Source organism: Pseudomonas chlororaphis subsp. piscium (assembly GCF_003850345.1).
GTDB lineage: Bacteria > Pseudomonadota > Gammaproteobacteria > Pseudomonadales > Pseudomonadaceae > Aquipseudomonas > Aquipseudomonas piscium.
Map to the genome: position 1 here is coordinate 4,108,018 of NZ_CP027707.1, position 22,920 is coordinate 4,130,937.

Below are 22,920 nucleotides of genomic sequence, written 5' to 3' on the forward strand. Positions count from 1 at the left end.
GAACGCGAGCCAGAGGAAGCCGTTTATGGCAATCACGCAAAGCACCCGCCTGGTGCAGGTCGACAGCCCCCTCGGCGGCGAGGTCCTGCTGTTGCAGGGCATGGAAGGCAGCGAGGAGCTGGGGCGGTTGTTCCATTACGAACTGGACCTCACCTCCGAAGACCGGGCGATCAAGTTCGACCAGTTGCTGGGCAAACCGATGGGCCTGACCCTGGAGCTGCACGACGGCGGCAAACGCTACTTTCACGGCATTGCCTGCGGCTGCCGGCAACTGACCGGCCACGGCCAGTTCGCCGGCTATCGGGTCAGCCTGCGGCCCTGGTTCTGGCTGCTCACACGGACTTCGGACTGCCGGATTTTCCAGAACAAGACAGTGCCGGACATCATCAAGCAGGTGTTCCGCGACCTCGGTTTCTCCGATTTCGAAGACAGCCTGAGCGGCAGCTACCGCGAGTGGGAATACTGCGTGCAATACCGCGAGACCAGCTTCGACTTCATCAGCCGGCTGATGGAGCAGGAAGGCATCTACTACTACTTCCGCCATGAGAAAGCGCGTCATATCCTGGTGCTGGCCGACGCCTACGGCGCCCACTCGACGGTGGCCAACTACGCCTCGGTGCCCTTCTACCCGCCCGATCAGCAGATGCGCGAGCGCGACCACTTCTACGACTGGCAACTGGCGCGGGAAGTCCAGCCTGGCTCGCTGGCGTTGAACGACTACGACTTCCAGCGCCCCGGCGCCAGCCTCGAAGTGCGCTCCAGCGTGTCGCGCAGCCACAGCAACGGCGACCATCCGCTCTACGACTACCCGGGCGAATACGTACAGAGCAAGGATGGCGAGCATTACGCACGCACCCGTATCCAGGCCATTCACAGCCAGTTCGAGCGCGTGCAGTTGCGCGGTCGTGCGCGTGGCCTGGGCTGCGGGCATCTGTTCAAGCTGACCGGCTACGAGCGCGCCGACCAGAATCGCGAATACCTGGTGGTGGTCGCACGCTACCAGATCCGCCAGGAGCTGTATGAAAGCGGGCAACTGGACCTGGCCGAGCAGTTCATCAGCGAGCTGGACTGCATGGACGCCAGCCAGGCCTTCCGCCCCCTGCCCCTGACCCCCCTGCCCATTGTCCGCGGGCCGCAGACCGCCAGGGTGGTAGGCCCCGCTGGCGAGGAGATCTGGACCGACCAGTATGGCCGGGTCAAGGTGCATTTCTATTGGGATCGCCACGACCAATCCAACGAAAACAGCTCCTGCTGGATGCGCGTGTCACAGGCCTGGGCCGGCAAGAACTGGGGGTCGGTGCAGATCCCGCGGATCGGCCAGGAAGTGATAGTCGGTTTCCTCGAAGGCGACCCTGATCGCCCGATCATCACCGGCCGCGTCTATAACGCCGAACAGACCGTGCCCTACGAGCTGCCGGCCAATGCCACCCAGAGCGGGGTGAAAAGCCGCTCGAGCAAGGAGGGCTCGCCGGCCAACTTCAATGAAATCCGCATGGAAGACAAGAAAGGCGCGGAGCAGTTGTTCATCCACGCCGAGAAGAACCAGGACATCGAGGTCGAAAACGACGAGACCCACTGGGTCGGCCACGACCGCAGCAAGACCATCGACAACGACGAGACCGTGCACGTCAAACACGACCGCACCGAAACCGTCGATAACAACGAAACCATCACCATCGGGGTGGATCGCAAGGAAAAGGTCGGCAATAACGAGACCATCTCCATCGGCGTGAACCGTACCGAGGATGTCGGCAGCGACGAGAAAATCACCATCGGCGCCAATCGCACCGAGGACGTGGGCAACAACGAGCGCATCACCATAGGCGCGGATCGCACGGAAAAGGTCGGTGCCAACGAAACCATCACCATCGTCAGCAACCGCACCGAAGACGTGGGCGGCAACGAGACCATCGACATCACCGGCAACCGCAACGAATCGGTCAAGGGCAACGAAGGTATCGAGATCAACGGCAACCAGAGTACCCAGATCGGCCAGAACGAATCCCGCGACGTTAACCAGAACCGCACCACCAACATCCAGCAGAACGACAGCCTGGACGTCGGCAAGAACTTCTCCCTCACCGCCGGCGACTCCATCACCCTGACCACGGGCGCGGCCAGCATCACCATGAAGAAGGACGGCACCATCATGATTCGCGGCAAGGACATCACCATCGACGGCTCCGGCGCCATCAACATCAAGGCCAACAGGAACGTTGTGGTCAAAGGCCAGAAGATTCTGCAGAACTGAGCATGGAGCACAGACCATGAGCGTCAAACAGCACCTCCCCGTCAAAATCCCCGCGCGCTTGGATGGCGTGGTCATCGGCATTCTGCTGGACGTTCCCCAGGCCGGCGCGCCGGTGGTGGCATTTCCCGGCTGCCCCAGCGAAACCGGCATCGCCGCCCGCACCACCACCGAGCTCAGTCGCGACGACATCGGCGCCCAGGTCGCACTGATGTTCGAAGCCGGCGACCCGAGCCTGCCGCTGGTGATCGGCCGCATTCAGCGTCTCCCTGAAACGACCGTCCCCGCCATTGCCCACCTGGATGGCGAACGCCTGGAGTTCACCGCCGAGCGGGAAATCGTGCTGCGTTGCGGCAAGGCCAGCATCACCCTGACCCGCGCGGGCAAGGTGATCATCCAGGGCGCCTACCTGTCCAGCCGCTCCAGCGGGGTCAACCGCATCAAGGGCGGTTCGGTGCAGATCAACTAGACGGGTATCCGGCACATGGAACTGCTCAACGCCAGCAAACTGCTTGCGGCCTATACCCAGGGCCTGGCGCCCGATGGCCGCGAATCCCTGGTGGTGGTGGCCAAAGGCACGTTCAACCTGCCCCTGGACGGCCGCGCGGCCAGCCTCGCCGAGACCCAGCAACCGCTACTGATGGCCGACACCTTCCTCGGCGAGCCCGGCCTCAGCGCCCCGCTGCAGGAAATGGACTTCGCCCCGGTCAAGCCATGCTGCGATGTCTTGATACGCGGCAAGGCCTACGCGCCAGGCGGGCGCCCCGTGACGCAGCTGACCGCGGGCATTCGCGTCGGGCGGATGAGCAAGGCTTTTTCCGTCCTCGGTCCACGGCAATGGCAATCGGGGCTGTTGGGCGTTTCTCCCGGCTTGCCGCAGCCGTTTACCGAGCAGGACATCTCCTACGCCCGGGCGTTTGGCGGCAGCCATCCGATCGCCAACGACCCCCAATTGCGTCACTGCTACCTGGACAATCCGATCGGGTGCGGCTGGTACCCGCGCAGCGCCGACAGTGCCGACATCGTCGGCATGCCGATGCCGAGCACCGAGGAGTTGGGCAAACCGATCGACAGTCCCTCCGGCGACTTCCGCCCCATGGCCCTCGGCCCCATCGGCCGTGGCTGGCCGCAACGCGCCCGCTTCGCCGGCACCTACGACGATGCCTGGCTGGCCGACTGTTTTCCCTTTCTGCCGGCGGATTTCGACCACCGCTACTTTCAGGCGGCCCCCGGCGATCAGCAGACCCACTACCTGCGCGGTGGCGAGGATGTGCTGTTGCTCAACCTCACGCCCCAGGAGCGCGCGGGCTTTCGCATCCCCGAAATGGAGGTGCCGGTGACCTTCTTTCTGAAAAAAGGCGGCCATGAAACCGTGCAGGCGGTGATCGACACCCTGCTGATCGACACCGACACGCAACGCGTCGAGATCACCTGGCGCACCAGTCGCCCGCTCAAGCGCAACCTGTTCGAAATCGCCCAGGTGCTGGTGGGCAGCATGTCCACGGGCTGGTGGCGCGCCCGCGAACTGGGCAAGGATTACTACCCATCGCTGTCGGCACTGGTTAAAGCCAAACACGCGCCCGAGGAGCCCCACTGATGGCCGCACTCTGCATCATCGGCTCCGGCATGGTCAGCGCCGTCGGCCTCAGCGCCCCCGCGAGCTGCGCGGCGATCCGTTGCGCTATCGATAACTTCCAGGAGACCCGCTTTATCGACCGCGGCGGCGAATGGCTGATCGCTGCCAGCGTGCCCCTGGAACAGCCCTGGCGCGGGCGCAGCAAGCTGATCAAAATGGCCGCCCGCGCCATCGCCGAGGCGATGCAAAACACGTCGGGCCTCGACCCGGAGAAAACCCCGCTGCTGCTCGGGGTGGCGGAGGCCGACCGCCCCGGCCGTCTCGACGGCCTGGACCTCAGCCTGCTGCACGACATTGAGCGTGAACTGGGCGTGCGTTTTCATGGCAGCTCCAATGTCATTGCCCGTGGCCGGGTCAGCGGCGCAGTCGCCCTGCTCAATGCGCGCAAACTGATTTATGAGCAAGGCCATCGCCACGTGCTGATCGCCGGCGTCGACTCCTTCCTCAGCGGCCCGACCCTGGCCGCCTTCGAAGAGCGCGAACGCCTGCTCACCAGCCAGAACTCCAACGGCTTTATCCCCGGCGAAGGCGCCGCCGCCGTGGTGCTGGCCGCCCCTGTTGCCAGCGAAGAGCCGCAATTGGCCTGCATCGGCCTGGGGTTCGGCGTGGAGAAGGCTACGGTGGAGGCCGAAGACATTCCTCTGCGCGCCGAAGGTCTGACCCAGGCCGTGCGCGCAGCCCTGAGCGAAGCCGGCTGCGGGCTGGAGCTGATGGATTATCGGCTCACCGACATCTCCGGCGAGCAGTACTACTTCAAGGAAGCCTCCCTGGCCCTGAGCCGCACCCTGCGGGTGCGCAAGGAATTCTTCCACCTCTGGCACCCCGCCGACTGCATCGGCGAAGTCGGCGCCGCCATCGGCCCGGCCATGCTCGCCGTGGCCCTGGCCGCCAGCCGCAAGGGCTATGGCGAAGGCCCGAATATCTTCTGCCACCTCGGCAACGACGCCGGGCAACGCGCCGCCGCGCTGCTCAGTTATCAGACTGTGAGGGTTGCGTGATGGCGAATGAGGTCTACGCCAACAATATGGAAGTCTCCTGCAAGGCGGCGGCAGGGAAATCCATCGCCTGTTTCCCCGATGTCTGCTTTACCCCGCCTCAGGCGCCGCCGACTCCGACAGGGGTGCCCATTCCCTACCCCAATACGGGTATGGCGAAGGACACCACCAATGGCACGCGTACAGTAAAAATTACCGGAAAAGAGGTGATGCTTAAGGACAAGAGTTACTTCAAGACCAGTTACGGGGATGAGGCTGGCAATGCGCCGAAGAAGGGGGTCATCACTAACAAAATTAAGGGAAGGGTTTACTTTACTTCCTGGTCGATGGATGTGAAGTTCGAAGGAAAAAATGTTGTGCGGAACATGGATCTGACCACACACAATCATGGTTCGAATCCTGGTAATACTCCGCCCACGTCGTATTCGGACGGCATGGTAGTACCCAAAAACGATCCGAACTGCAAAGAACTTCAAAAAAACATGTCAGATGAGCATAACAACCTTCCAAAGTCCATAAACTTAATACATGTAGGAGATGGTCCAGGCAAGCCTTCCACCTTGGCTGTTGCTGACATTCAGGAAAGCAATAAAGGGCACAGTGGAGTAAGTGCTAGCAAAGTTATTGCGTCGAGAAAAGCAAAATGGGGTGGAAAATATGCAAACTATGCGAAAGGAATAAAACGAGGTCAAGCCAGTAATGTCAGGCGATGTGGGGATGGGGAACCTTTCGTATACAACGACAAACCCCCTCGTCCGGTGCAGGGGCACGCAGAAGCCAAAATAATTGAGGCATGGTTTAAAAAATCCGGAAGCAATCCCGAGGGGGTGTTGTTGATTAATGTATCTCGTCCCTGCTGTGCGGACTGTGCACGCCTAATTAGATGGGTTAACTGTGGAAAGAATGGGGCACCAAATTGTCACAAAATCAAGGTATGTGAAAATCATCAGGACAACGAGTCCTTGGAGAGACTGAGGTGTGAAAAATGACTTATAAACTACCAGAATACATCCCGACTGACCTCATCAACGTGCCCGCAACATACTCATGGAGTGACTGGGATCCATATGAGGAATTTGCAGATATTGATCCCATAACTGAGACATCTCTTTCTCAAATTTCCGACAGAGCCATCACTGCATATTGTATTGGTTGTAGTGAGTGGGTGGTGGCCCGCCTGCAGTCCTTACATGAGAGCTCCCAACCTTTTTTATACCTTGAGGCTCTGTGGGTTTTTGAAATGACGGATGATAAATTTTGGCTACCCGAAGAGCTGGATCAAATTGAGTGGCCGGGAAATATCTTGGGAGCTATAGGGCTTTCTCTGACGACCGTCTTAAACTCTGTTTATGGTGTTGAGGACGAGACTTCTGTAAGTGACGGTACGTTGGCAGAGTTGCTTCCTCTGCACGTGCTTCCTCGTCAAGATGAGTTCTTGGTATGGAGAGGAGAGGTTCTTGATAGGCTGACCAAACTTTATCCGAGAAAGCGATCGGCAGATTGGGGGGAACCTATTCCAAGAGAGGCGCTTGATCCGCGGATTCCTCTTGGGCAGCTTGATCCAAAGGAATCAATCAGAAGATTTTTAGATGTCTCCGATCTACAAAGCAACCCTTACATTCTCCCCATATAAACATTATCTAATGAAATCTGAAAACCAAGCATGACCGGGTCCACAGTACTACTCATTGTTCACCAACACGCCGAAGAAGCCGGCTTCCTAGCCGTCCTGCGCGATTATGCCGTAAGTGCACCGCATTACAATCTGGACGACCTAAGCAAACTGGACGACCGTCTCGAAGCTCATCTCGATGGCTTGCGGATCGCAGCCCCTAGTGGCCTGGAAACCCTGCTGATGCGGCTCGGCCCGCACGCCATCGGCGAGATGTTCGCCAGTGCGGTGCTGGCCTTCGAGTCGGGTAATGCTGAGGTATTGTCGCGGCTCAGCGAGCATCTGCGGGGAGCCTTGGAAACGGAGCGCGGCTATCTGATGGCCTTGGGTTGGCTCGACTGGGAGCGGGTATCGCCCTGGATCGACCGCCTGCTCGCCTCCCCCGAGCCCCTGTTCCGCCGCATCGGCCTGGCCGCCTGTGGCATGCACCGCCACGACCCAGGCCCCGCCCTGCTGGCCGGACTGTCCCATGCCGACCCCGGCGTGCTGGCGCGGGCCGCTCGTACTGCCGGCGAGCTGCGCCGTCGTGACCTGATGCCGGCGATTCGTGCCCACCGCCAGCATCAGGAGGCAGCCCCACGCTTCTGGGCCAACTGGGCCACCGCGCAGATGGGTGACGAGGAAGCTTTGGAGCCGCTGCGCCAGTTCGCCGAGCGACCGGGCGAGTTCCAGTACCGCGCGCTCTGCGTATTGCTGGCCTGGCAAAAGCGCGAGCGCAGCATCGCCTGGATCCGCCGGTTGATGCAGAACCCCGAGCAGCGGCGTATCGGCATCCAGGCTGTTGGGCTGCTGGGTGATCCGGTCAGTGTGCCCTGGCTGATACAGCAGATGAGCGACCTGCCGCATGCCCGCGTCGCTGGCGAGGCCTTCAGCCTGATGACTGGCGCCGACCTGGCGCTGCTCGATCTGGAATTGCAGGACCTGCCGGATTTCGATGCCGGCCCGAACGACGACCCTGAGGATGCCAATGTCGTCATGGACCCCGATGAGAACCTGCCCTGGCCCGACCCGCCGTTGATCGCAGCCTGGTGGCAAGCCCATGGCGGCGACTTCCAGGCGGGCGTGGGTTATGTGCTGGGGCTGCAACAGAGCGAAAGCAGTTATCGGCAAGCGCTTATCCGCGGCCAGCAACACCAGCGTATCGCCGCGGCATGCGGCATCGCTCGCTTGCGGCCGAGCGAAGTGCTTTTCCCCACCAGCGCCCCCGCCTGGCGGCAAAAGGCATTATTGGGAGAGCCTGCGGGGTTCGGGCGCTGAGCCGGCAACCGCCTGGATGGCACCGGGCTCCCCCCGCTAACGCCAGCGCATGCTCCCCACGCCTTATCGCGCGACCGACGCCACGCCGCGATTCAGCTGTTCGCGCAGAAACTCGATAAACACCTGCACCGGTCGCGAACCCTGGCGGTGCTGCGGGTAGACCGCCGACAAGGCCAGGGGCGCGGGCTCGAAGTCGTCCAGCAGCGACACCAGTCGCCCGTCCTTGAGCGCCGCCTCGACGATAAAGGTCGGCAGGTAAGTGATGCCCATGCCGGCGATGGCCGCGTCCTTGAGCAATTCACCGTTGTTGACCCGCATCCTGCCGGTGACGTTGACCAGCAAGGGCTTGTTGCCCTGCCCTTCGAAACGCCACTGCACCTGGCGACCATGGCCGTAAGGCAGGCAGTCATGGCCTTGCAGCTCCTCGGGCCTGAGCGGGGTGCCGCGCTCGGCCAGGTAGGCCGGGCTGGCGCAATACACCCGCTGGATCGAGGCGATGCGCCGGGCGATCAGTGTCGAGTCTTCCAGCACGCCGATGCGCAAGGCCAGGTCGTAGCCCTCGCCGAGCAGGTCCACCGAGCGGTCGCTGAGATCGACCTCGACCGTGACGTCGCGATAGCGCCGCAGGAACAGCGGCAACAGCTCCCCCAAATGGGCCATGGCGAACGACAGCGGCGCGCTCAGGCGAATGGTGCCCCGGGGCTCGACGGTCTGGCCGGCGATGCCCTGCTCCACCTGCTCGACTTCGCTGAGCAGGCGCAGGGCCGACTCGTAGTAGCTCTGCCCCAGGGGCGTCACGTCCAGGCGCCGGGTCGAGCGATTGAGCAGGCGCACGCCCAGGCGTTCTTCCAGTTGCATCAGGCGCCGGCTGACGAACTGCTTGGACAGGCCCAACTGATCCGCCGCCGCGGTGAAACTGCCGGAGTCCATGACCTGGCAAAAAATACGCATGTCTTCGAACGGGTTCATTGTCACTCTCTGGTTGACAGCTGAACGCTTTATAGCGGCTTTCTGGCTCTCCGGCACCTCATCAGTCCGTGTCCAGGCAAAAAAAATGCCCGCGCGATGGCGGGCATTTTTTCAGCTCAGCGATGACGCGAGGCTTATTTGGCAGTGAATGCCGAGTAGCTGTTCATCAGGTTGCGGTAGTTCGGGATACGCTGCGACAGCAGGTTGGCCAGGCCTTCCATATCGTTGCGCCAGTCGCGCTGCAGCTCACACGCCACGGAGAACCAGTTGACCAGTTGCGCGCCGGCGGCGGCCATGCGGGCCCAGGCGGCCTGCTGCACCACTTCGTTGAAGGTACCGGAAGCGTCGGTCACGACGAACACGTCAAAACCTTCTTCCAGTGCGCACAGGGTCGGGAACGCCACGCAGACATCGGTCACCACGCCGGCGATGATCAGTTGCTTGCGGCCGGTGGCCTTGATCGCCTTGACGAAGTCTTCGTTGTCCCAGGCATTGATCTGGCCTGGACGAGCGATGTAGGGCGCGTCCGGGAACATCTGTTTCAGCTCGGGTACCAGTGGGCCGTTCGGGCCGGATTCGAAGCTGGTGGTGAGGATGGTCGGCAGTTTGAAGAACTTGGCGCAGTCGGCCAGGGCCAGCACGTTGTTCTTGAACTCGTTCGGCGAGAAATCCTGGACCAGCGAGATCAGGCCGGTCTGATGGTCGACCAGCAGGACAACGGCGTCATTAATGTCCAGACGTTTGTAGGGTACGTTGCTCATGTGAAACTCCTGGGTGGGTGGATGTCGCTATGGGTGCCGGCCGCTGCGGCCGGCACTGTTGTTGATCGTCAGAAGGCAAAGCACGAGCAGCCGAAGGCGCCCCAGAAACCCTGGAAGTCGCTGACCGGCACATTCGACAGGCGCGCCCGCTCGTGGCTATGGGAGTGCACCGCGCACGGGCCGCTGCATTGGTGCACCTGGGCCACCAGCGGCGAGGTCGGGCGCCAGTGCCCCGGCACCTTGACCACCGGCGACCAGTCCGGCAGCACCGGGACCATGGGCGGCGAGAGCTTGGAGAAGTCGCCGGCGGCGTACACCACCTTGCCGTCGACCACCGTCAGCACCGACTCGATCCACTTGATGGCTTCTTCCTCGACGCTGAAGAAGTCCGCGGACAGGGCCGCCAGGTCCGCCAGCTGGCCGACCTTGATCTGGCCCTTCTTGCCCTGCTCCGAGGAGAACCAGGCGCTGCCGTGGGTGAACAGTTCCAGCGCGGTCTGCCGCGGCAGGCCTTCGGCGTGCAGCTCCATACCGCCCACGGTCTTGCCGCTGACCATCCAGTACAGCGAGGTCCAGGGGTTATAGCTGGAGACCCGGGTGGCATCGGTGCCGGCGCCTACTGGCACGCCTTCGGCCAGCATGCGCTTGATCGGCGGGGTCTGTTCGGCGGCCTTGGCGCCGTAGCGGTCGACAAAGTATTCGCCCTGGAACGCCATGCGATCCTGGATCGCGATGCCGCCACCGAGGGCGCGAACCCGCTCGATATTTTTCGGCGTGATGGTTTCGGCGTGGTCGAAGAACCACGGCAGGCCGTTGAAGGGAATGTCGCGGTTGACCTTCTCGAACACGTCGAGCATGCGCGAGATCGACTCGTCGTAGGTGGCATGCAGGCGGAACGGCCAGCGCTGCTCCACCAGATGGCGCACCACCGGCTCCAGTTCCTGCTCCATGGTCTGCGGCAGGTCCGGGCGTGGTTCGAGGAAGTCCTCGAAGTCCGCCGCGGAGAACACCAGCATTTCCCCGGCACCGTTGTGGCGCAGGAAGTCGTCGCCCTGGTGCAGCTTGACGCTGCCGGTCCAGTTCTTGAAGTCGGTGAGTTCTTCCTTGGGCTTCTGGGTGAACAGGTTGTAGGCGATGCGCACCGTCAACTGCTGCTCCCGGGCCAGTTGCTCGATCACCGCGTAGTCGTCCGGGTAGTTCTGGAAACCGCCACCGGCGTCGATGGCGCTGGTCAGGCCCAGGCGATTGAGTTCGCGCATGAACTGGCGGGTCGAGTTGACCTGGTATTCCAGGGGCAGCTTGGGCCCCTTGGCCAGGGTCGAATAGAGAATCATCGCGTTGGGCCGGGCCACCAGCATGCCGGTGGGTTCGCCGTTGCTGTCGCGGACAATCTCGCCGCCCGGCGGGTTCGGTGTGTTGCGGGTGTAGCCGGCAACACGCAGGGCCGCGCGGTTGAGCAAGGCGCGGTCATACAGGTGCAGAACGAACACCGGAGTGTCCGGCGCCGCCTGGTTAAGTTCTTCCAGGGTCGGCATGCGTTTTTCGGCGAACTGGAATTCGTTCCAGCCGCCCACCACCCGCACCCACTGCGGGGTCGGCGTGCGGTCGGCCTGGTCCTTGAGCATGCGCAACGCGTCGGCCAGCGAGGGCACGCCTTCCCAACGCAGTTCCAGGTTGTAGTTCAGGCCGCCGCGGATCAGGTGCAGGTGCGAGTCGTTGAGGCCGGGAATCACCGTGCGGCCCTTGAGGTCGATGACCTGGGTGCCGCTGCCGCGCAAGGCCATGGCCTCGGCATCGGTGCCCACCGCGACGAAGCGCCCCTGGCTGATGGCGACCGCGCTGGCGCGGGGCTTCTCGCGGTCGACGGTATGGAATTGACCATTGAACAGAATCAGATCGGCGTTCATCGGATGTCCTTCTGAATGGGAAGAGGCAAGGGACAGCCGCGGCCAGAAAGCCGCCGCGGCGCTGAGCAAGGATCCCGCGGCGAGCAATTGGCGGCGCAGCGGATCGGTCGGGTCGTCGTTATTGGCCATGGCCGGGCTCCAGGTGTCGATCGGTGACAGAGGCTTGCAGCCAGGGTGCGAACAACCGGGTCGCCAGGGGCATGAACAGATAGACCACCGAGAGCACTATGGTCAGGGTGATCAGGAAGGTGGCGACCACGTAGTTGGCAAGCAAGGCATTCAGTTGCAGCACAGGCCCCCAGATCAGCGGCACCAGCAAGGTGTGCGGCAGAATCACCAGCATAGTCAACAGCGCCTGCTTCCAGCGTGGCGGTGGCGAGGCGGCATCGGCCTGGATGGAAAACCAGAACTCGTGGACCGGGTGGACTTCGGTCTGGTCGCCGTCGGCCAGCATCGGCGCGGCTTCGTCGACCAGCGCCTGGCGTTGCGGCGATTCGAGCCAGCGCTGCATCGCCTCGGTGGAGCAGAAACGCAGCACGCAGGTGAACAGGTCAAGGCCGCTGCTCTTGCCGCGAATCACGTCCACCCCCAGATGCCCTTCGTGCTGCCCGGCGATACCGACGATGCGCCGCAACCAGGCTTCATAGGGCGCTTCCAGGCCCGCCTTGACCCGGTGCTTGACGATCAGGGTCACGACCTCATCGGCCCCCGGCCGCGCAGTGGCCTCGAGACGATTGAAATCAGACATAACGCAAGGCTCCGGCAAAACGATCATTGAGGGCCAGCCGTCCCGGGCCAGCAATCAGAATGCTGCTGAACAGGATCAACAGCAGCCAGGCGAACTGCCCTTCGGCCAGGCTCCACTGCGGATGCACCACCAGCAGTGCCACCAGCAGCACCGTGAGAATCGGCAGGCACGCCAGGCGTACCAGCACCCCGGCGACAATCAGCAACGGGCACAGCACCTCGGCGAAAATCGCCAGCATCAGCGTCAGGTTGGCGCCGAGCTGGAACGGGTCTTCGATGCGTTGCAGTTCCGCACTGTAGTCGAGCAGTTTCGGCAGGCCATGCACCCACAGCAGGAACAACCCGGCACTGACCCGCAAAAACAGCAGCCCGAGGTCCCGGGCCCGTGCATCCCATGGTGAAGCGTTCATTGACGCACCCGCACAATTTGAAGAATTCCCGGCGTTAACGCCGAGATTGCATGGTGCCGCTGTGCGGGCGGGAAAAATTGAACGTATGTGCTCTCTTCGCCGCAGGGCCCGGCGCGACCGCCAGCACCTAGACGGTATGGATCTTCAAGGGCTCGGACATGAACTGGGCGATCCGCGAACGCAACCAGCGCTCGGCCGGATCGTTGTCGTGCACCCCGCTCCAGGCCATGGACAGCTGCGCCGCCTCGATGGCGAACGGCGGGTCCTCGGCGCGCAAGGCGCAGCCTTCGACCAAGGCACAGGCCGCGTAGTCGGGCACGGTGGCGATCATTTCGGTGCCGGCGAGCAAGGCCCGCAGACCGCTGAACTGCGGCACGCCCAACACCACGCGGCGGGTGCGCCCGACCTTGGCCAGGTCGAGGTCGATATTGCCGCTCAGGTCGCCGGAGAACGACACCATGGCGTGGGGCCGCCGGCAGTATTCATCGAGGGTCAAGGGCTCGGGGCGGTTGTCGCCGCGCAGCACCTTGCAGCCGATGTCCCGCAGCTTCTTGCGCTTGGCATTGGCCGGCAACTCGGTGGTGTAGCTGACCCCGACCGAGATCTCCCCGGAGGCCAGCAAGGCCGGCATCAACAGGTAGTTGGCCCGGCGCACTACCACGACTATGCCCGGGGCCTCTTCGCGCAACTGGCTCAACAGCGGCGGAAACAGACCGAACTCGGCATCGTCCGACAGGCCGATGCGGAACAGGTCGCAGCTGGTCGCCGGGTCGAATTCCTTGGCCCGGCTGACCGCGCCCGAGATCGCGTCCATCGCCGGTTGCAGCTCCTTGAGGATCACCAGCGCCCGGGCCGTCGGCTCCATCGCGCGACCGTTGCGCAACAGCAGCGGATCGTCGAACAGGTCGCGCAGGCGGCCGAGCGCGGCACTCACCGCGGGCTGGCCCATGAACAGTTTTTCGGCGACCCGGGTCAGGTTCTTTTCGAACATCAGGGCCTCGAAAATCACCAGCAGGTTCATGTCGATGCGGCGCAGATCGTTACGGTTCATAGCGGCAGTCCCCTTGTGTTCAGCCAGCGCACGTCACTCGATCATCGGCACCTTGGCCGCCCGCTGGTAAGGCCCGTACTCGGCCGGCACCCACTGGAAATGCCCATCCACCGCGGCGATATGGCCCACGCCCGGGAACGGCAGGTGCGCCGCGGTCACCCAGGTCTTGTTGCTGGCCGCCTCGCTGAAGACCTTGGCCCGGGCCTTGATCGCCTGCTGGTTGTCGACGTCGAAACGGATCGACACTTCCGGGTGCTCGAACTGCACCGCCAGGTTATGCACCAGGTCGCCCATGAACAGGATGCTCTGGCCCTGGGAAGTGAAGCGGTAGGTGGTGCTGCCCGGGGTATGCCCGGCTTCCAGCTGGGCCTCGACGCCCGGCACCGGCGACTGGCCGCTGGCGAAGGTCTTGAAGCGTCCGGCGGCGCGGTACGGGGCGGTGGAGTCCTGGGCGATCTTGAAAAACTCCCGGGCACCGGCGGGCGCCTTGGCCAGCGCCTGCGGATCGAGCCAGTAGTCGGCTTCGGCCTGGGCGGCGTAGACCGTGGCGTTGGCGAACAGCGGTTGTTGCTTGCCATCCACCAGCCCGCACACGTGGTCCAGGTGCAGGTGGGTGAGCAGGATGGCGTCGACCTGCTCCGGGCGATAACCGGCGGCCTGCATGTTCGCCGTGAGCATGCCGGCGGTGGCGCCGATGCACTGGCCGGCGCCGGTGTCCACCAGGATCAGTTGCTTGCCGGTGTTGACCAGGAAGGCGTTGAAGGCGGTCTGTACCCCCGGGGTCTCGATCGAGCGGCGGGCCAGCAAGGCGCGGATCTGGCCCTGGGTCATGCCCTGGAGCAGCTTCGGCGACAGGTCGTTGTAGCCATCGAACAGCGCCGTCACTTCGTAGTCGCCCACCGCCAGGCGGTAGTAACCGGGTACCTGGGTGCCCTGGACCGGCGCCTGCGCCTGGGCGCCAAGCGATGTCAGGGCCAATGCCAGGGCTGCTCCGCGCAGCGTGCACAGCAGAGAATGCGTCATGCCTTCACCTTTTTGATCGAGTCAGAAAAACGGCCACTCCCGAGCCAGCCGTACAAGGTCGATCATGCACCGGCCGCGCGCCGCAAAAATTGCAGCCATGTGCTCAGTTGCGGCCACTGCCCACCTGCGGGTTAACGGAATTAACAACGTTTAACTCGCAAGCCCCCGCCACGCCACCAAGAATGAAGCCCTCTGCGCAGACCTGTTTTCTAAATCGGGAAGCGCCCGGCCCACCCTGCGGTGCGTCGGCGCATGCCCACCGACACGGAATTTCGTCATGGCCCACGCTCAGCACAACGCCGTCAGGGCGCCCGCCCCACAAAGCCGAAAAACCACCCCCGGCGGCCTTTCTCCCTGGCGCGAAAGCCTGGTCAAGCAAATGATCCTCGACGGCCTGAGCAGCACCCTGGAAGTCACCGAACTCGCCCGGGCCTGCGCCCTGTCCCGCAGCCATTTCTCCCGCGCCTTCAAGTGCAGCACCGGCCTGTCGCCCCAGGAATGGATCCGCTGCCAGCGCATCGCCCGGGCCAAGCAACTGATCCAGGACACCGACCTGACCCTGACGCAGATCAGCCTGGAATGCGGCTTCTGCGACCAGGCGCACTTCTGCCACATCTTCACCCACAGCGAAGGCATCAACCCGTTCGCCTGGCGGTGCCGGGTCCTGGGCGCCCGCCCCTGCCTCGACCAGGCGAGCGCATAAGGCCGCGGTTCGAACCTTGTCGTATCACGGGCTTGAATCTGGCAAGCCGCACGGAGATAGCCAAGGCTGTTGCGGCTTATTGAGCGCGAGACCGGCAGGGGGGCAACTGGGAAGCCCCCCTTGTTGCTCCGTTCTACCCTATCGCATCGATGTCCAGATTGAAGGTGGTGCCCGGGACGTGGCCGCCGACCAAAGCAGCAATCGCACGATCGTTGCTGTCGGCATCTGGCGGCGCCATCGCAAGTTGTTCCTGCGTGCGATTGAAGGGGTGCGCCAGCCAGCGGTCCAGACTCATCGCCAATACCTCGGGCTGCTCGGCAACCCGTCCGTATACCTTCGCCTTGGTGACACGTTCTTCGCTCAGGTCTTTCAGTCGCGCGGCGGTCTCTTGCAACCTGCCGATTTCAGCGCGCAGCGGACCTACGATCTGGCGTTCCCTGACAGAACCGCGTGCCGCCGCCTCCTTTTCTCTCAACTGTGTCTCGAAGTCCTGTAGCGCTTCATGGACCCGATCATACTCAGTCGAAGTCACCAGGGTGCGCCCCTCCTGCAGAGCCTCTTGCGCACGGCGCAAGGAAGCCCAGCAATGCGGGATGTAGCTGACGACCATCTTGTGGTGGGCGTTATCCACCATTTGTTGCAGCAGTCCCCCTCGCTTTGGCAAACCATTCTTGGCATCCAGCGCCTTGGCGCAGACCGCCGCACCACCCCGCTCGGTAATCGTTTTACACCCGGGCGTCCAAAGGATTGCGGACTTGTGGCCATCGGCAAACGACACTGGCATGAAATGGCGCAGAGTGCCGTGGTGCGTATAGGGTTCGCCGGCAATGTTGACGGGACTGAGGAACAAGACCACCCCTCCGAGGGCAGGATTGAAGAACGTAAGCACAGCGCCCATCCCCGACATACGCCAGGACGTGTTCATCCAGGTCGCCGGGACACTGGGCACCGGGTCGTTCTGGTTGACTATGCGGTGGTGCACCAAAGCCTTGGCGTTTTCCACGAAGGTCTTGTCGCCTACGCGTGGGCTGCCGTAGGTGTAGAGCAAGATATTGCCTGCATACTTTTTGTCGCTCCGTAGCATTTCGGCAACTAACAGGGCCACTGCGCCGCCCAGGCTGTGACCTGTGATGACCAGCTTTTGCCCGCTGTAGAATTTGTCCAGATATGTGGTGACGAATTCATGGACCACTTTGGCAGAGCCATAAAAACCGTTGTGCACCTTGCCATTGGTCTTCTCGAAGGGTACTTGGGCAGCATCCAAATCGCGAAGCACATCAGCACCTCCGGCCGTCCCCCGTACTACCAGTAAAACCAGCTCATCGTTATGGGTGATGAACGCCTGAGAATCGGTGCGATCATCTTTTTTCGCATCGTCAAAGTAGTGAAGCCTGTCGGGATGCTCCTGTCTCACCCCCAGGTCGGGGCTGTTCACATCCGGGTACAACTCTGGGTCGAAGGGTACGATCTCTAGACGTTTGGAATACGCTACATCGGCATACAAGGGGTAATAGGTCTTCCCGCCCGCCTGTTGCGCGTCCACTTGCCAAAGCTCATCAGACTTGGCCAAGGCATCGCCAAACCAGTTCCCGACGCTAGGTTGCGTCGGGAAGCTCACGCTATCGCTCACCACCGGCTGTGTAGCAGGGACCTGACCAAACGGGCTGTAGCTCAGGGTTGCCATCAGTGCCAACTGGTACAGGTTGAGTGAGCAGAATTCTTCGCCCGTGGACAGGACCGGACTCAGAGCCCGCAGCGGGCGCACCTCCAGCACATGGTGTTTGTTCGGCAATAGCGCAATGCCCTGCATCTTAGGAGGCGTGGGGCCAAATCCCAATTCCGCCATGGCGGCCGCTTCTGAGGGCCGGCGCATCAGCGAGTGCACATGGTGCTGGGGCGGAAAGTTGCGGGGTGCCAGCGGCGGTAGGTGGGCACGATGAGCCACCAGTTCGCTCACCTCGACCTGACAGAAGAAACCGGCTTGGGCTTGCGCTGGGTTGGACTGAGTTCGGGCGCCGCTAGGGTTCAGAAAGCGGGTCTTTTCGGCGCGCACTTGCAGCTCGGTGATAGGCAGCGGGTAATGTGGCCTGTTCCTTAAATCCTTATAAAGCTCATCCCCCCCTTGATATGCCCGATCAAGTCTGAGCGCCACCGGCCCGCAATAGTGTCGATTGACCTTGCCTGTGCCTGTTTCGTCCAGGACGCCCAGGTAAATGGCGCCTTCGTAATCGGTGACCTCATAGGCCAAACCGGCATAGGGCGTGCCGTCACCTCCTTCGTCCACCAGTTGAAAGCTGGTCGAATGTGTCTGCATCGGACAAGCATGCATACGCGTATCGAAGAAAGGCCGCTCCCATTCTTCCATCGGCTCAAGGCTCATGGAGTCACCTCCTTGTCTTCGGTGCAGCCGGGGTAAATCGTGCAGCTACGGCCATCTGGCATTCTGAAGGTGCTGAAATCCTTGTAGTTCCCGTTGCAATAGGCTCGTTGATCATCAAAGCCCTTGCCCATGCAGCGCTTCCACCCACCGGGTACCTTGACCCAGGTGTCGCCCCACCCCGGCCTCTCTTCATCAGCCAGCTTGATCTTCATCTTCACGGTTTTACCCGGCAGCTCGTCGAGGGTATAGGCCGCAAAGGGGCGGCTCTTCAATCGCTCGCCGGATGCATCCGTTTTTTTGCAGTCGAGAATCTTGGTGATATAGCGGTTGGGGCCAATCGTGCGGAATAGCCACTGGCACTGACCGGAAAACTCACTTTCCCCAGCGGCGTTGAACGTACCTTTAACCGCTTCTGGCAGTTCTGTGCGCACCGAAACCTGAGCATACTCACGCCCAAAGTCACTCCGGTCCGGCCCATAGGTCGCGTTGATTTCCAGCTCGACGTAATCGATCACCAGCTCGCAACCCTTGCGAGTCCGACGTATCTCGATTTGCGCATCCGGCCTGTATTTGGTGCGCCACTCGCGGTTGAACTGCGGCGCCAGATTATCTGCCGTCGGCACGGTGCAGGTTTGCCCTTTGGCGGGCACGTAATACACCGACGCGACATAGGCGAAGTCCGGTGGCAAGTCAGCCGTGAGGGTGAAGGTATTGGATTTGCCCAGGGCGGCGCAGCCCTGTACCAGCGCCAGACTACTGACGAGGATCAGGCTTTGCATGAGGCGTCTCACTGCCCACTGAAAGCTGGTCGAATATGTCCGCATCGGACAAGCATGCATGCGCGTATCGAAGAAAGGCCGCTCCCACTCTTGCATCGGCTCAAGGCTCATGGGGTCACCTCCTTGTCTTCTGTGCAGCCTGGATAGATGGTGCAGATACGGCCGCCAGGCATTCTGAAGGTACTGAAATCCTTGTAGTTGCCGTAGCAGAATGCATATTGGTCTTCGAATCCTTTGCCCATGCAACGCTTCCAACCACCGGGCACCTTGACCCAGGTGTCCTTCATATACGGCCTTTCCTCTTCGGCCAGCTTGATCTTCATCTTCACGGTTTTACCCGGCAGCTCGTCGAGGGTATAGGCCGCAAAGGGACGGCTCTTCAGCACCTCGCCGTCCGCATTCATCTTCTTGCAATCGAGGATTTTTACGATACGACGCAAGCCACCAGACGTACGAAACAGCATCTGGCACTGGCCGGAAAACTCACTTTCCCCGACGGGGTTGAACCTGCCCTTTACGGTATCCCCCAACTCTTCGCGTACTGCGATTCTGGCTGAATCACGCCCAAAATCACCCCAGTCCTTGCCATACCAGCCATAGATATACATATCAACGTTGTACAGCACCAATGGGCAGCCGCTTACCGTTCTGCGCAGTAATATCTCAGAATCTGGCTTGTAATCCTGCCGTTCCTCGTTGAAGCCAATTTGAGTACTTCTTCCTCCAGGCACTGTGCATGTCTCACCTTTTGCCGGGACATAGGTAGCCGTTGCCTCGTATGTGTATTCGGGCGGTAAATCTGCGGTAAGAGTGAAGCTGTTGGACTTGCCCAGGGCCGCGCAGCCCTGTACCAGCGCCAGGCTGCCGACAAGGATCAGGCATTGAAGGGTTCGATTCATACGGTGGCGTCTCCTTGCCAAAACTGCACTTGCTGATACACACGCTGAAAATGCGTCTGGGGTGTTTCGTCGAGTTGAGGTGACCAGGACTTGGGCAGTGCATCGCCTGGTGCTTGCAAACGTTGAGCGAGCAGGAACCGGACTTGTTCAGGTGCCTGCCAGCCCCATGTGCGGGCCAACTCTAACTGAGCCTGTATCCAGATGTCCGCATCCTGTTGCCTGGCAAGCTCGGCCAACTGCTCCATCTGTTCAACCATCAGGTAGCGCCGGACGTTGTCGATCTGAATGCCGGCAGCCGTGTCCGGGGCCGAGGGGATAACAAGCCAGGCCGGGTCGGGCGGCACTGCGTACTCGCCCGGTGCGGGATTGTAGGCGGCCGCCCATTGTCCATCCTGCCAGTAACACACGCTGGCTATCGGCCCGAGGAATTCGCTGCGTTGTTCAGGGCGCAGATGTGCCAAGGCTCGCCCCAGGACGCGATTGTCATGAAAACGATAGAGGGCCTGATTCGGCCGCTCGCCTGTCACCAGGCGAGCGCGCCAATGCTGGGTCAACAGATCCAGATCGCCGCTTGCACTGCTGGCCAGCCACCCCCAATGCCGTTCAGGCGACTTGAGCAGTGCCTGGATAATCGGATGATCAAGGGTATCGAGTTGAAACAGGTACGGCGCCACCGCCGCCAGCGAACTGGCGGGTGTACCGCTATACAGATTGCGGTACTGGTCGTTGTCCCACTCGTTGAGCAGCGCATTGCGCTCATCCAGTTGACCAACGGAGTCCAGGATCAGGTAGAGGCGCTGGCCGAGCTCACCCTGGACGCGCATCCATTGTTCGGGCGTACTCATGCAACCTCTCCAATAGCGCACTGCCCGTCGCGACAGGCTTCGCAGAGTGGGCAGAATTCCGCAGCACGCTGCTTGGCGGCAGCAACGAGCGCCAACGAATTGGCAACGATGGTCTGCGGCTCCTCGGCCAGTGCCTGTAGGGCCTGCTGTGGCGCAATGCCTGCTACAGGTGCTCCGCCCAGGACGATAGGCACGCTGCTGAAGATCCCCCCAGGGGTAATGACAATGTGCTGCCCACCCGCTTTGAGTGTCAGGCTTGTGCTCGCATCGACCACCACATTGGTGGCAGTGACCCGGGCCTGTGGCCCCGCCTGCACGACCCAGGTTCCGCCTACGGTGATGCTGCCATTGCCCGAGATGGAGAGCAGCTCATTGCCACCGATCTGCGTGTTCCGCACGCCTTGGGTAGTGTGCAGTTCATCACCCTTGACCAGGCTGGAGCTGTCGCTGTCCACCTGATCAAAGCGATCATTGCCGATCAGGCTGTGGCTGTTCCGGGTGATCTGTTCGCGCCGGTCGTTACCGATCGTGGTGTCGCTGTCGTTGAGGATCAGTTGCTCGAGATCACGTTGTGCGCGCAGGTAAACTTTTTCCTGCCCGGCACGGTCCTCGATCGACAGTTCGTTGTAGCCGCCACTGTCTGGTGTGCTGCGACTGCGCAATACGGTCCTGCTTTTGTTCGCCGGCAGAGGGTACGGCACGGGTGTGCTCTTGTTGGCCACAACACCAGTAATCAACGGGCTGTCAGGGTTGCCTTCGAGGAAGCTCACCACGACTTCCATGCCGATCCGCGGGACGGTCACCGCGCCAAAGTTCTCCCCCGCCCAACTTGAAGAAACCCGCAGCCAGCAACTGCTCTTGTCGCTACCCAGCTCCAGGCGGTCCCAGTGCAGCTCGACCTTCACCCTTCCAAATTCATCGCAAAAGATTTCCTCTCCGGCCGGGCCGGTGACCCGGGCGGTCTGGCAGCCCAGCAGTGGCCTGCGCGCCAGCAGCGGAGGACGGAAAAACACGTCCCACGGAATCGCGGTGAAGCTGTTGCGGTAGCCCTGGGTGAAGCCGTCTTCGGGTCGAATATCACGGGTGACGGATTCTTCCAGCGACTGCGGTTGTCGGCCGCAATGCGTAACGCTCAACAGCAACCACAAGTCATTGCAGCGCTTGCGCGGGTGTCCGGTCAGGTTGAAGAAGTGCCCGCTACGCAGCATCGGCTGATCGCTTTGGCCTTCGGCCAACTGATAGTCGACGCGGTGCCGCTCCAGGGCCTGCCTGGCCAACACCTTGCCGCGCTCCAGCGTGGTGATAGGTGCGGGGTAGCGATAGTCCTCGAGCGCCGGCTGAAACTCCGCGGTGAACTGGCTTTCGAGCAGCAGGCTGGGACGTTTCAGATCGTAGTCGCGACGCGTTACGGTGCTGGTACGGGTACTGAAGCGCTGGGAGAACCGATTGACCACCGGATGGTCCGCTACCGTGCCCGTATCCTGTTGGTACGGCGTATCCCCCAGCATGGGGAAAAAAGTCTGGTCATCGCTGAACACCAGTAGATGGCCCTCGGCCGAATGCTGATGGTGCCAAGCAATACCGTCCTCGGCGCACAAGCGCTGGACGAACTCGAAATCGCTTTCCCCGTACTGGGTGCAGTACTCACGTTCCGCGCTGGTACTGACATTGAAGGTATAGACATCGGGCTGGATGCCATGGCCGCCCAGCACCTGGGCGACAATTTGCGGCACCGTCAAGTGCTGGAAGATCCGCTGGTTGAAGCTGAACTGCAGGTAGTGCAATACCGGCACCAGGGTCAGGTGATAGCGCGTCAGGCGCTTGCCCGTCTCTCCCACATACAGATCTTCGATCTGCCCATGAAGGCCTTCGCCATTGAGACCAAACCGGAGAAAGGCCGGCTGATTGAGCAGGCTCTCCAGGTCGAAGTCAGGGTTCTCGCTGACCAGTTCGACGCGGATCCCATAGAGGGTGCTGAGGGCTTCGATGCCGTCGAAAGCCAACACCCTGAAGTCATGGCGAACAGAGGGGATCGAGAGCGTGAAATGCGCAGTATGGGCAGGCGCAAACATATTGCTTTTCCTTAAGCGAGACAGCGGGCCTTTCAATGACCCTGAACAAATGGCTGGCAGGACATTAGCAATGCCGCACCCCCAACGTCTGCGGGACTTTTCTTAAAGTCGATGGGGATTTTGAGAGGGGTTCGTTACTGCCTGGTGGCCATTGGTTCCGGCGGCGCTGCCTTGGCTGTGCTCCCTTTCCTGCCCCGCGATCCCCCGCCATGAACGCTTCCAGCCTGTGCAGGATCAGCATCGCCACGTCGACTATTTCGCCATACGCCTGCGCGTGCAGTGCAGCGCGGCGTAGCGGTCGAGGTCGGCTTTCAGACTGGCCGGGCAGGCGAAGCTCAGTTTGATGCTTTCGGTTTTGGGCCGCGGCCCGACGGGATAATCTTGCCCAGGAAACCGGGCACCAGCGTGTCCCGGAGTTCGACGGCCTGCGCCTGGGGTTGTGCCGCATCGACAGCGGACTTGGTGAGTTTGATCTTAGCCATGATGACTCCTCGGAAAGACCCAGATTCCAAGGGCCGGATAGGCGTCAGGCGGTCGGAAGTCAGTCAGGTTTCGCAAAGCACCGG

General features: G+C 61.8%; 19 protein-coding genes and 3 pseudogenes. 8 read left to right on the plus strand and 14 right to left on the minus strand.

Annotated elements, in window-relative coordinates:
- Positions 1-25: 25 nt before the first annotated feature.
- The 7 genes and pseudogenes from C4K38_RS18680 to C4K38_RS18710 all read left to right on the plus strand — a co-directional run bounded on the left by C4K38_RS18680 (position 26) and on the right by C4K38_RS18710 (position 7,808).
- Positions 26-2,251 carry a type VI secretion system Vgr family protein gene (locus tag C4K38_RS18680; RefSeq protein WP_053279682.1) on the plus strand — a complete coding sequence of 742 codons (2,226 nt, stop codon included), beginning with the start codon at positions 26-28 and terminating at the stop codon, positions 2,249-2,251.
- A 16-nt stretch (positions 2,252-2,267) separates the two neighbouring features.
- Positions 2,268-2,717 (plus strand): DUF6484 domain-containing protein, encoded by a 450-nt coding sequence (locus tag C4K38_RS18685; protein WP_053279683.1) that lies wholly within the window; start codon positions 2,268-2,270, stop codon positions 2,715-2,717.
- A 15-nt stretch (positions 2,718-2,732) separates the two neighbouring features.
- A complete protein-coding gene (locus C4K38_RS18690) occupies positions 2,733-3,845 on the plus strand; it encodes a DUF2169 family type VI secretion system accessory protein (protein ID WP_053279684.1) in 1,113 nt (370 codons plus the stop codon).
- A complete protein-coding gene (locus C4K38_RS18695) occupies positions 3,842-4,882 on the plus strand; it encodes a hypothetical protein (protein ID WP_124345299.1) in 1,041 nt (346 codons plus the stop codon). The genes C4K38_RS18690 and C4K38_RS18695 overlap by 4 nt, the downstream gene beginning before the upstream one ends.
- Positions 4,882-5,305: pseudogene (locus tag C4K38_RS32930) on the plus strand (DUF4150 domain-containing protein); the annotation flags it as partial. The gene C4K38_RS18695 and the pseudogene C4K38_RS32930, both read left to right, overlap by 1 nt.
- A gap of 559 nt (positions 5,306-5,864) precedes the next feature.
- Positions 5,865-6,512 (plus strand): hypothetical protein, encoded by a 648-nt coding sequence (locus C4K38_RS18705; protein ID WP_124345300.1) that lies wholly within the window; start codon positions 5,865-5,867, stop codon positions 6,510-6,512.
- Positions 6,513-6,542: 30 nt separating this feature from the next.
- Positions 6,543-7,808, plus strand: a complete 1,266-nt coding sequence (locus C4K38_RS18710) for a TIGR02270 family protein (RefSeq protein ID WP_053279686.1) — start codon at positions 6,543-6,545, stop codon at positions 7,806-7,808.
- Positions 7,809-7,871: 63 nt separating this feature from the next.
- Here the strand turns inward: C4K38_RS18710 and C4K38_RS18715 are convergent, their stop codons facing one another.
- The 7 genes from C4K38_RS18715 to C4K38_RS18745 form a co-directional block, all read right to left on the minus strand.
- Positions 7,872-8,777, minus strand: coding sequence for a LysR family transcriptional regulator (locus C4K38_RS18715; protein WP_053279687.1), 906 nt, complete (start codon positions 8,775-8,777; stop codon positions 7,872-7,874).
- Positions 8,778-8,911: 134 nt separating this feature from the next.
- A complete protein-coding gene (gene ycaC, locus C4K38_RS18720; RefSeq protein WP_007924341.1) occupies positions 8,912-9,538 on the minus strand; it encodes an isochorismate family cysteine hydrolase YcaC in 627 nt (208 codons plus the stop codon).
- Positions 9,539-9,606: 68 nt separating this feature from the next.
- The gene (locus C4K38_RS18725) at positions 9,607-11,445 is read right to left on the minus strand and encodes an amidohydrolase (protein WP_053279701.1); all 1,839 of its coding nucleotides are present in this window, start codon (positions 11,443-11,445) and stop codon (positions 9,607-9,609) included.
- 118 nt (positions 11,446-11,563) lie between these two features.
- The gene (locus tag C4K38_RS18730; RefSeq protein ID WP_053279688.1) at positions 11,564-12,193 is read right to left on the minus strand and encodes an antibiotic biosynthesis monooxygenase; all 630 of its coding nucleotides are present in this window, start codon (positions 12,191-12,193) and stop codon (positions 11,564-11,566) included.
- Positions 12,186-12,602, minus strand: coding sequence for a DoxX family protein (locus C4K38_RS18735; protein ID WP_053279689.1), 417 nt, complete (start codon positions 12,600-12,602; stop codon positions 12,186-12,188). The genes C4K38_RS18730 and C4K38_RS18735 overlap by 8 nt, the downstream gene beginning before the upstream one ends.
- Positions 12,603-12,729: 127 nt before the next feature.
- Positions 12,730-13,653, minus strand: coding sequence for a LysR family transcriptional regulator (locus C4K38_RS18740; protein ID WP_053279690.1), 924 nt, complete (start codon positions 13,651-13,653; stop codon positions 12,730-12,732).
- 33 nt (positions 13,654-13,686) lie between these two features.
- On the minus strand, positions 13,687-14,676 hold the full coding sequence (locus C4K38_RS18745) for an MBL fold metallo-hydrolase (RefSeq protein ID WP_016703073.1): 990 nt from the start codon (positions 14,674-14,676) through the stop codon (positions 13,687-13,689).
- A gap of 277 nt (positions 14,677-14,953) precedes the next feature.
- Here C4K38_RS18745 and C4K38_RS18750 point away from each other — a divergent pair, with 277 nt between their 5' ends.
- Positions 14,954-15,379, plus strand: coding sequence for a helix-turn-helix domain-containing protein (locus tag C4K38_RS18750; RefSeq protein WP_053279691.1), 426 nt, complete (start codon positions 14,954-14,956; stop codon positions 15,377-15,379).
- Between the two features lie 133 nt (positions 15,380-15,512).
- Here C4K38_RS18750 and C4K38_RS18755 read toward each other — a convergent pair whose 3' ends face one another.
- The 7 genes and pseudogenes from C4K38_RS18755 to C4K38_RS18785 form a co-directional block, all read right to left on the minus strand.
- The gene (locus tag C4K38_RS18755) at positions 15,513-17,759 is read right to left on the minus strand and encodes a lipase family protein (protein ID WP_053279692.1); all 2,247 of its coding nucleotides are present in this window, start codon (positions 17,757-17,759) and stop codon (positions 15,513-15,515) included.
- A complete protein-coding gene (locus tag C4K38_RS18760) occupies positions 17,756-18,550 on the minus strand; it encodes a hypothetical protein (RefSeq protein ID WP_053279702.1) in 795 nt (264 codons plus the stop codon). The genes C4K38_RS18755 and C4K38_RS18760 overlap by 4 nt, the downstream gene beginning before the upstream one ends.
- A 95-nt stretch (positions 18,551-18,645) precedes the next feature.
- Positions 18,646-19,437: a hypothetical protein gene (locus C4K38_RS18765; protein WP_053279693.1), complete on the minus strand. Its 792-nt coding sequence runs from the start codon at positions 19,435-19,437 to the stop codon at positions 18,646-18,648.
- Complete coding sequence (locus tag C4K38_RS18770) at positions 19,434-20,282, minus strand: DUF4123 domain-containing protein (RefSeq protein WP_081364230.1); 849 nt, start codon at positions 20,280-20,282, stop codon at positions 19,434-19,436. Before C4K38_RS18770 ends, C4K38_RS18765 begins: the two co-directional genes overlap by 4 nt.
- Positions 20,279-22,354 carry a type VI secretion system Vgr family protein gene (locus tag C4K38_RS18775; protein WP_081364227.1) on the minus strand — a complete coding sequence of 692 codons (2,076 nt, stop codon included), beginning with the start codon at positions 22,352-22,354 and terminating at the stop codon, positions 20,279-20,281. The genes C4K38_RS18770 and C4K38_RS18775 overlap by 4 nt, the downstream gene beginning before the upstream one ends.
- A 134-nt stretch (positions 22,355-22,488) precedes the next feature.
- Positions 22,489-22,699, minus strand: a pseudogene (locus C4K38_RS18780) (DUF2274 domain-containing protein).
- A gap of 17 nt (positions 22,700-22,716) precedes the next feature.
- Positions 22,717-22,836, minus strand: a pseudogene (locus C4K38_RS18785) (integrase); the annotation flags it as partial.
- Positions 22,837-22,920: the final 84 nt, after the last annotated feature.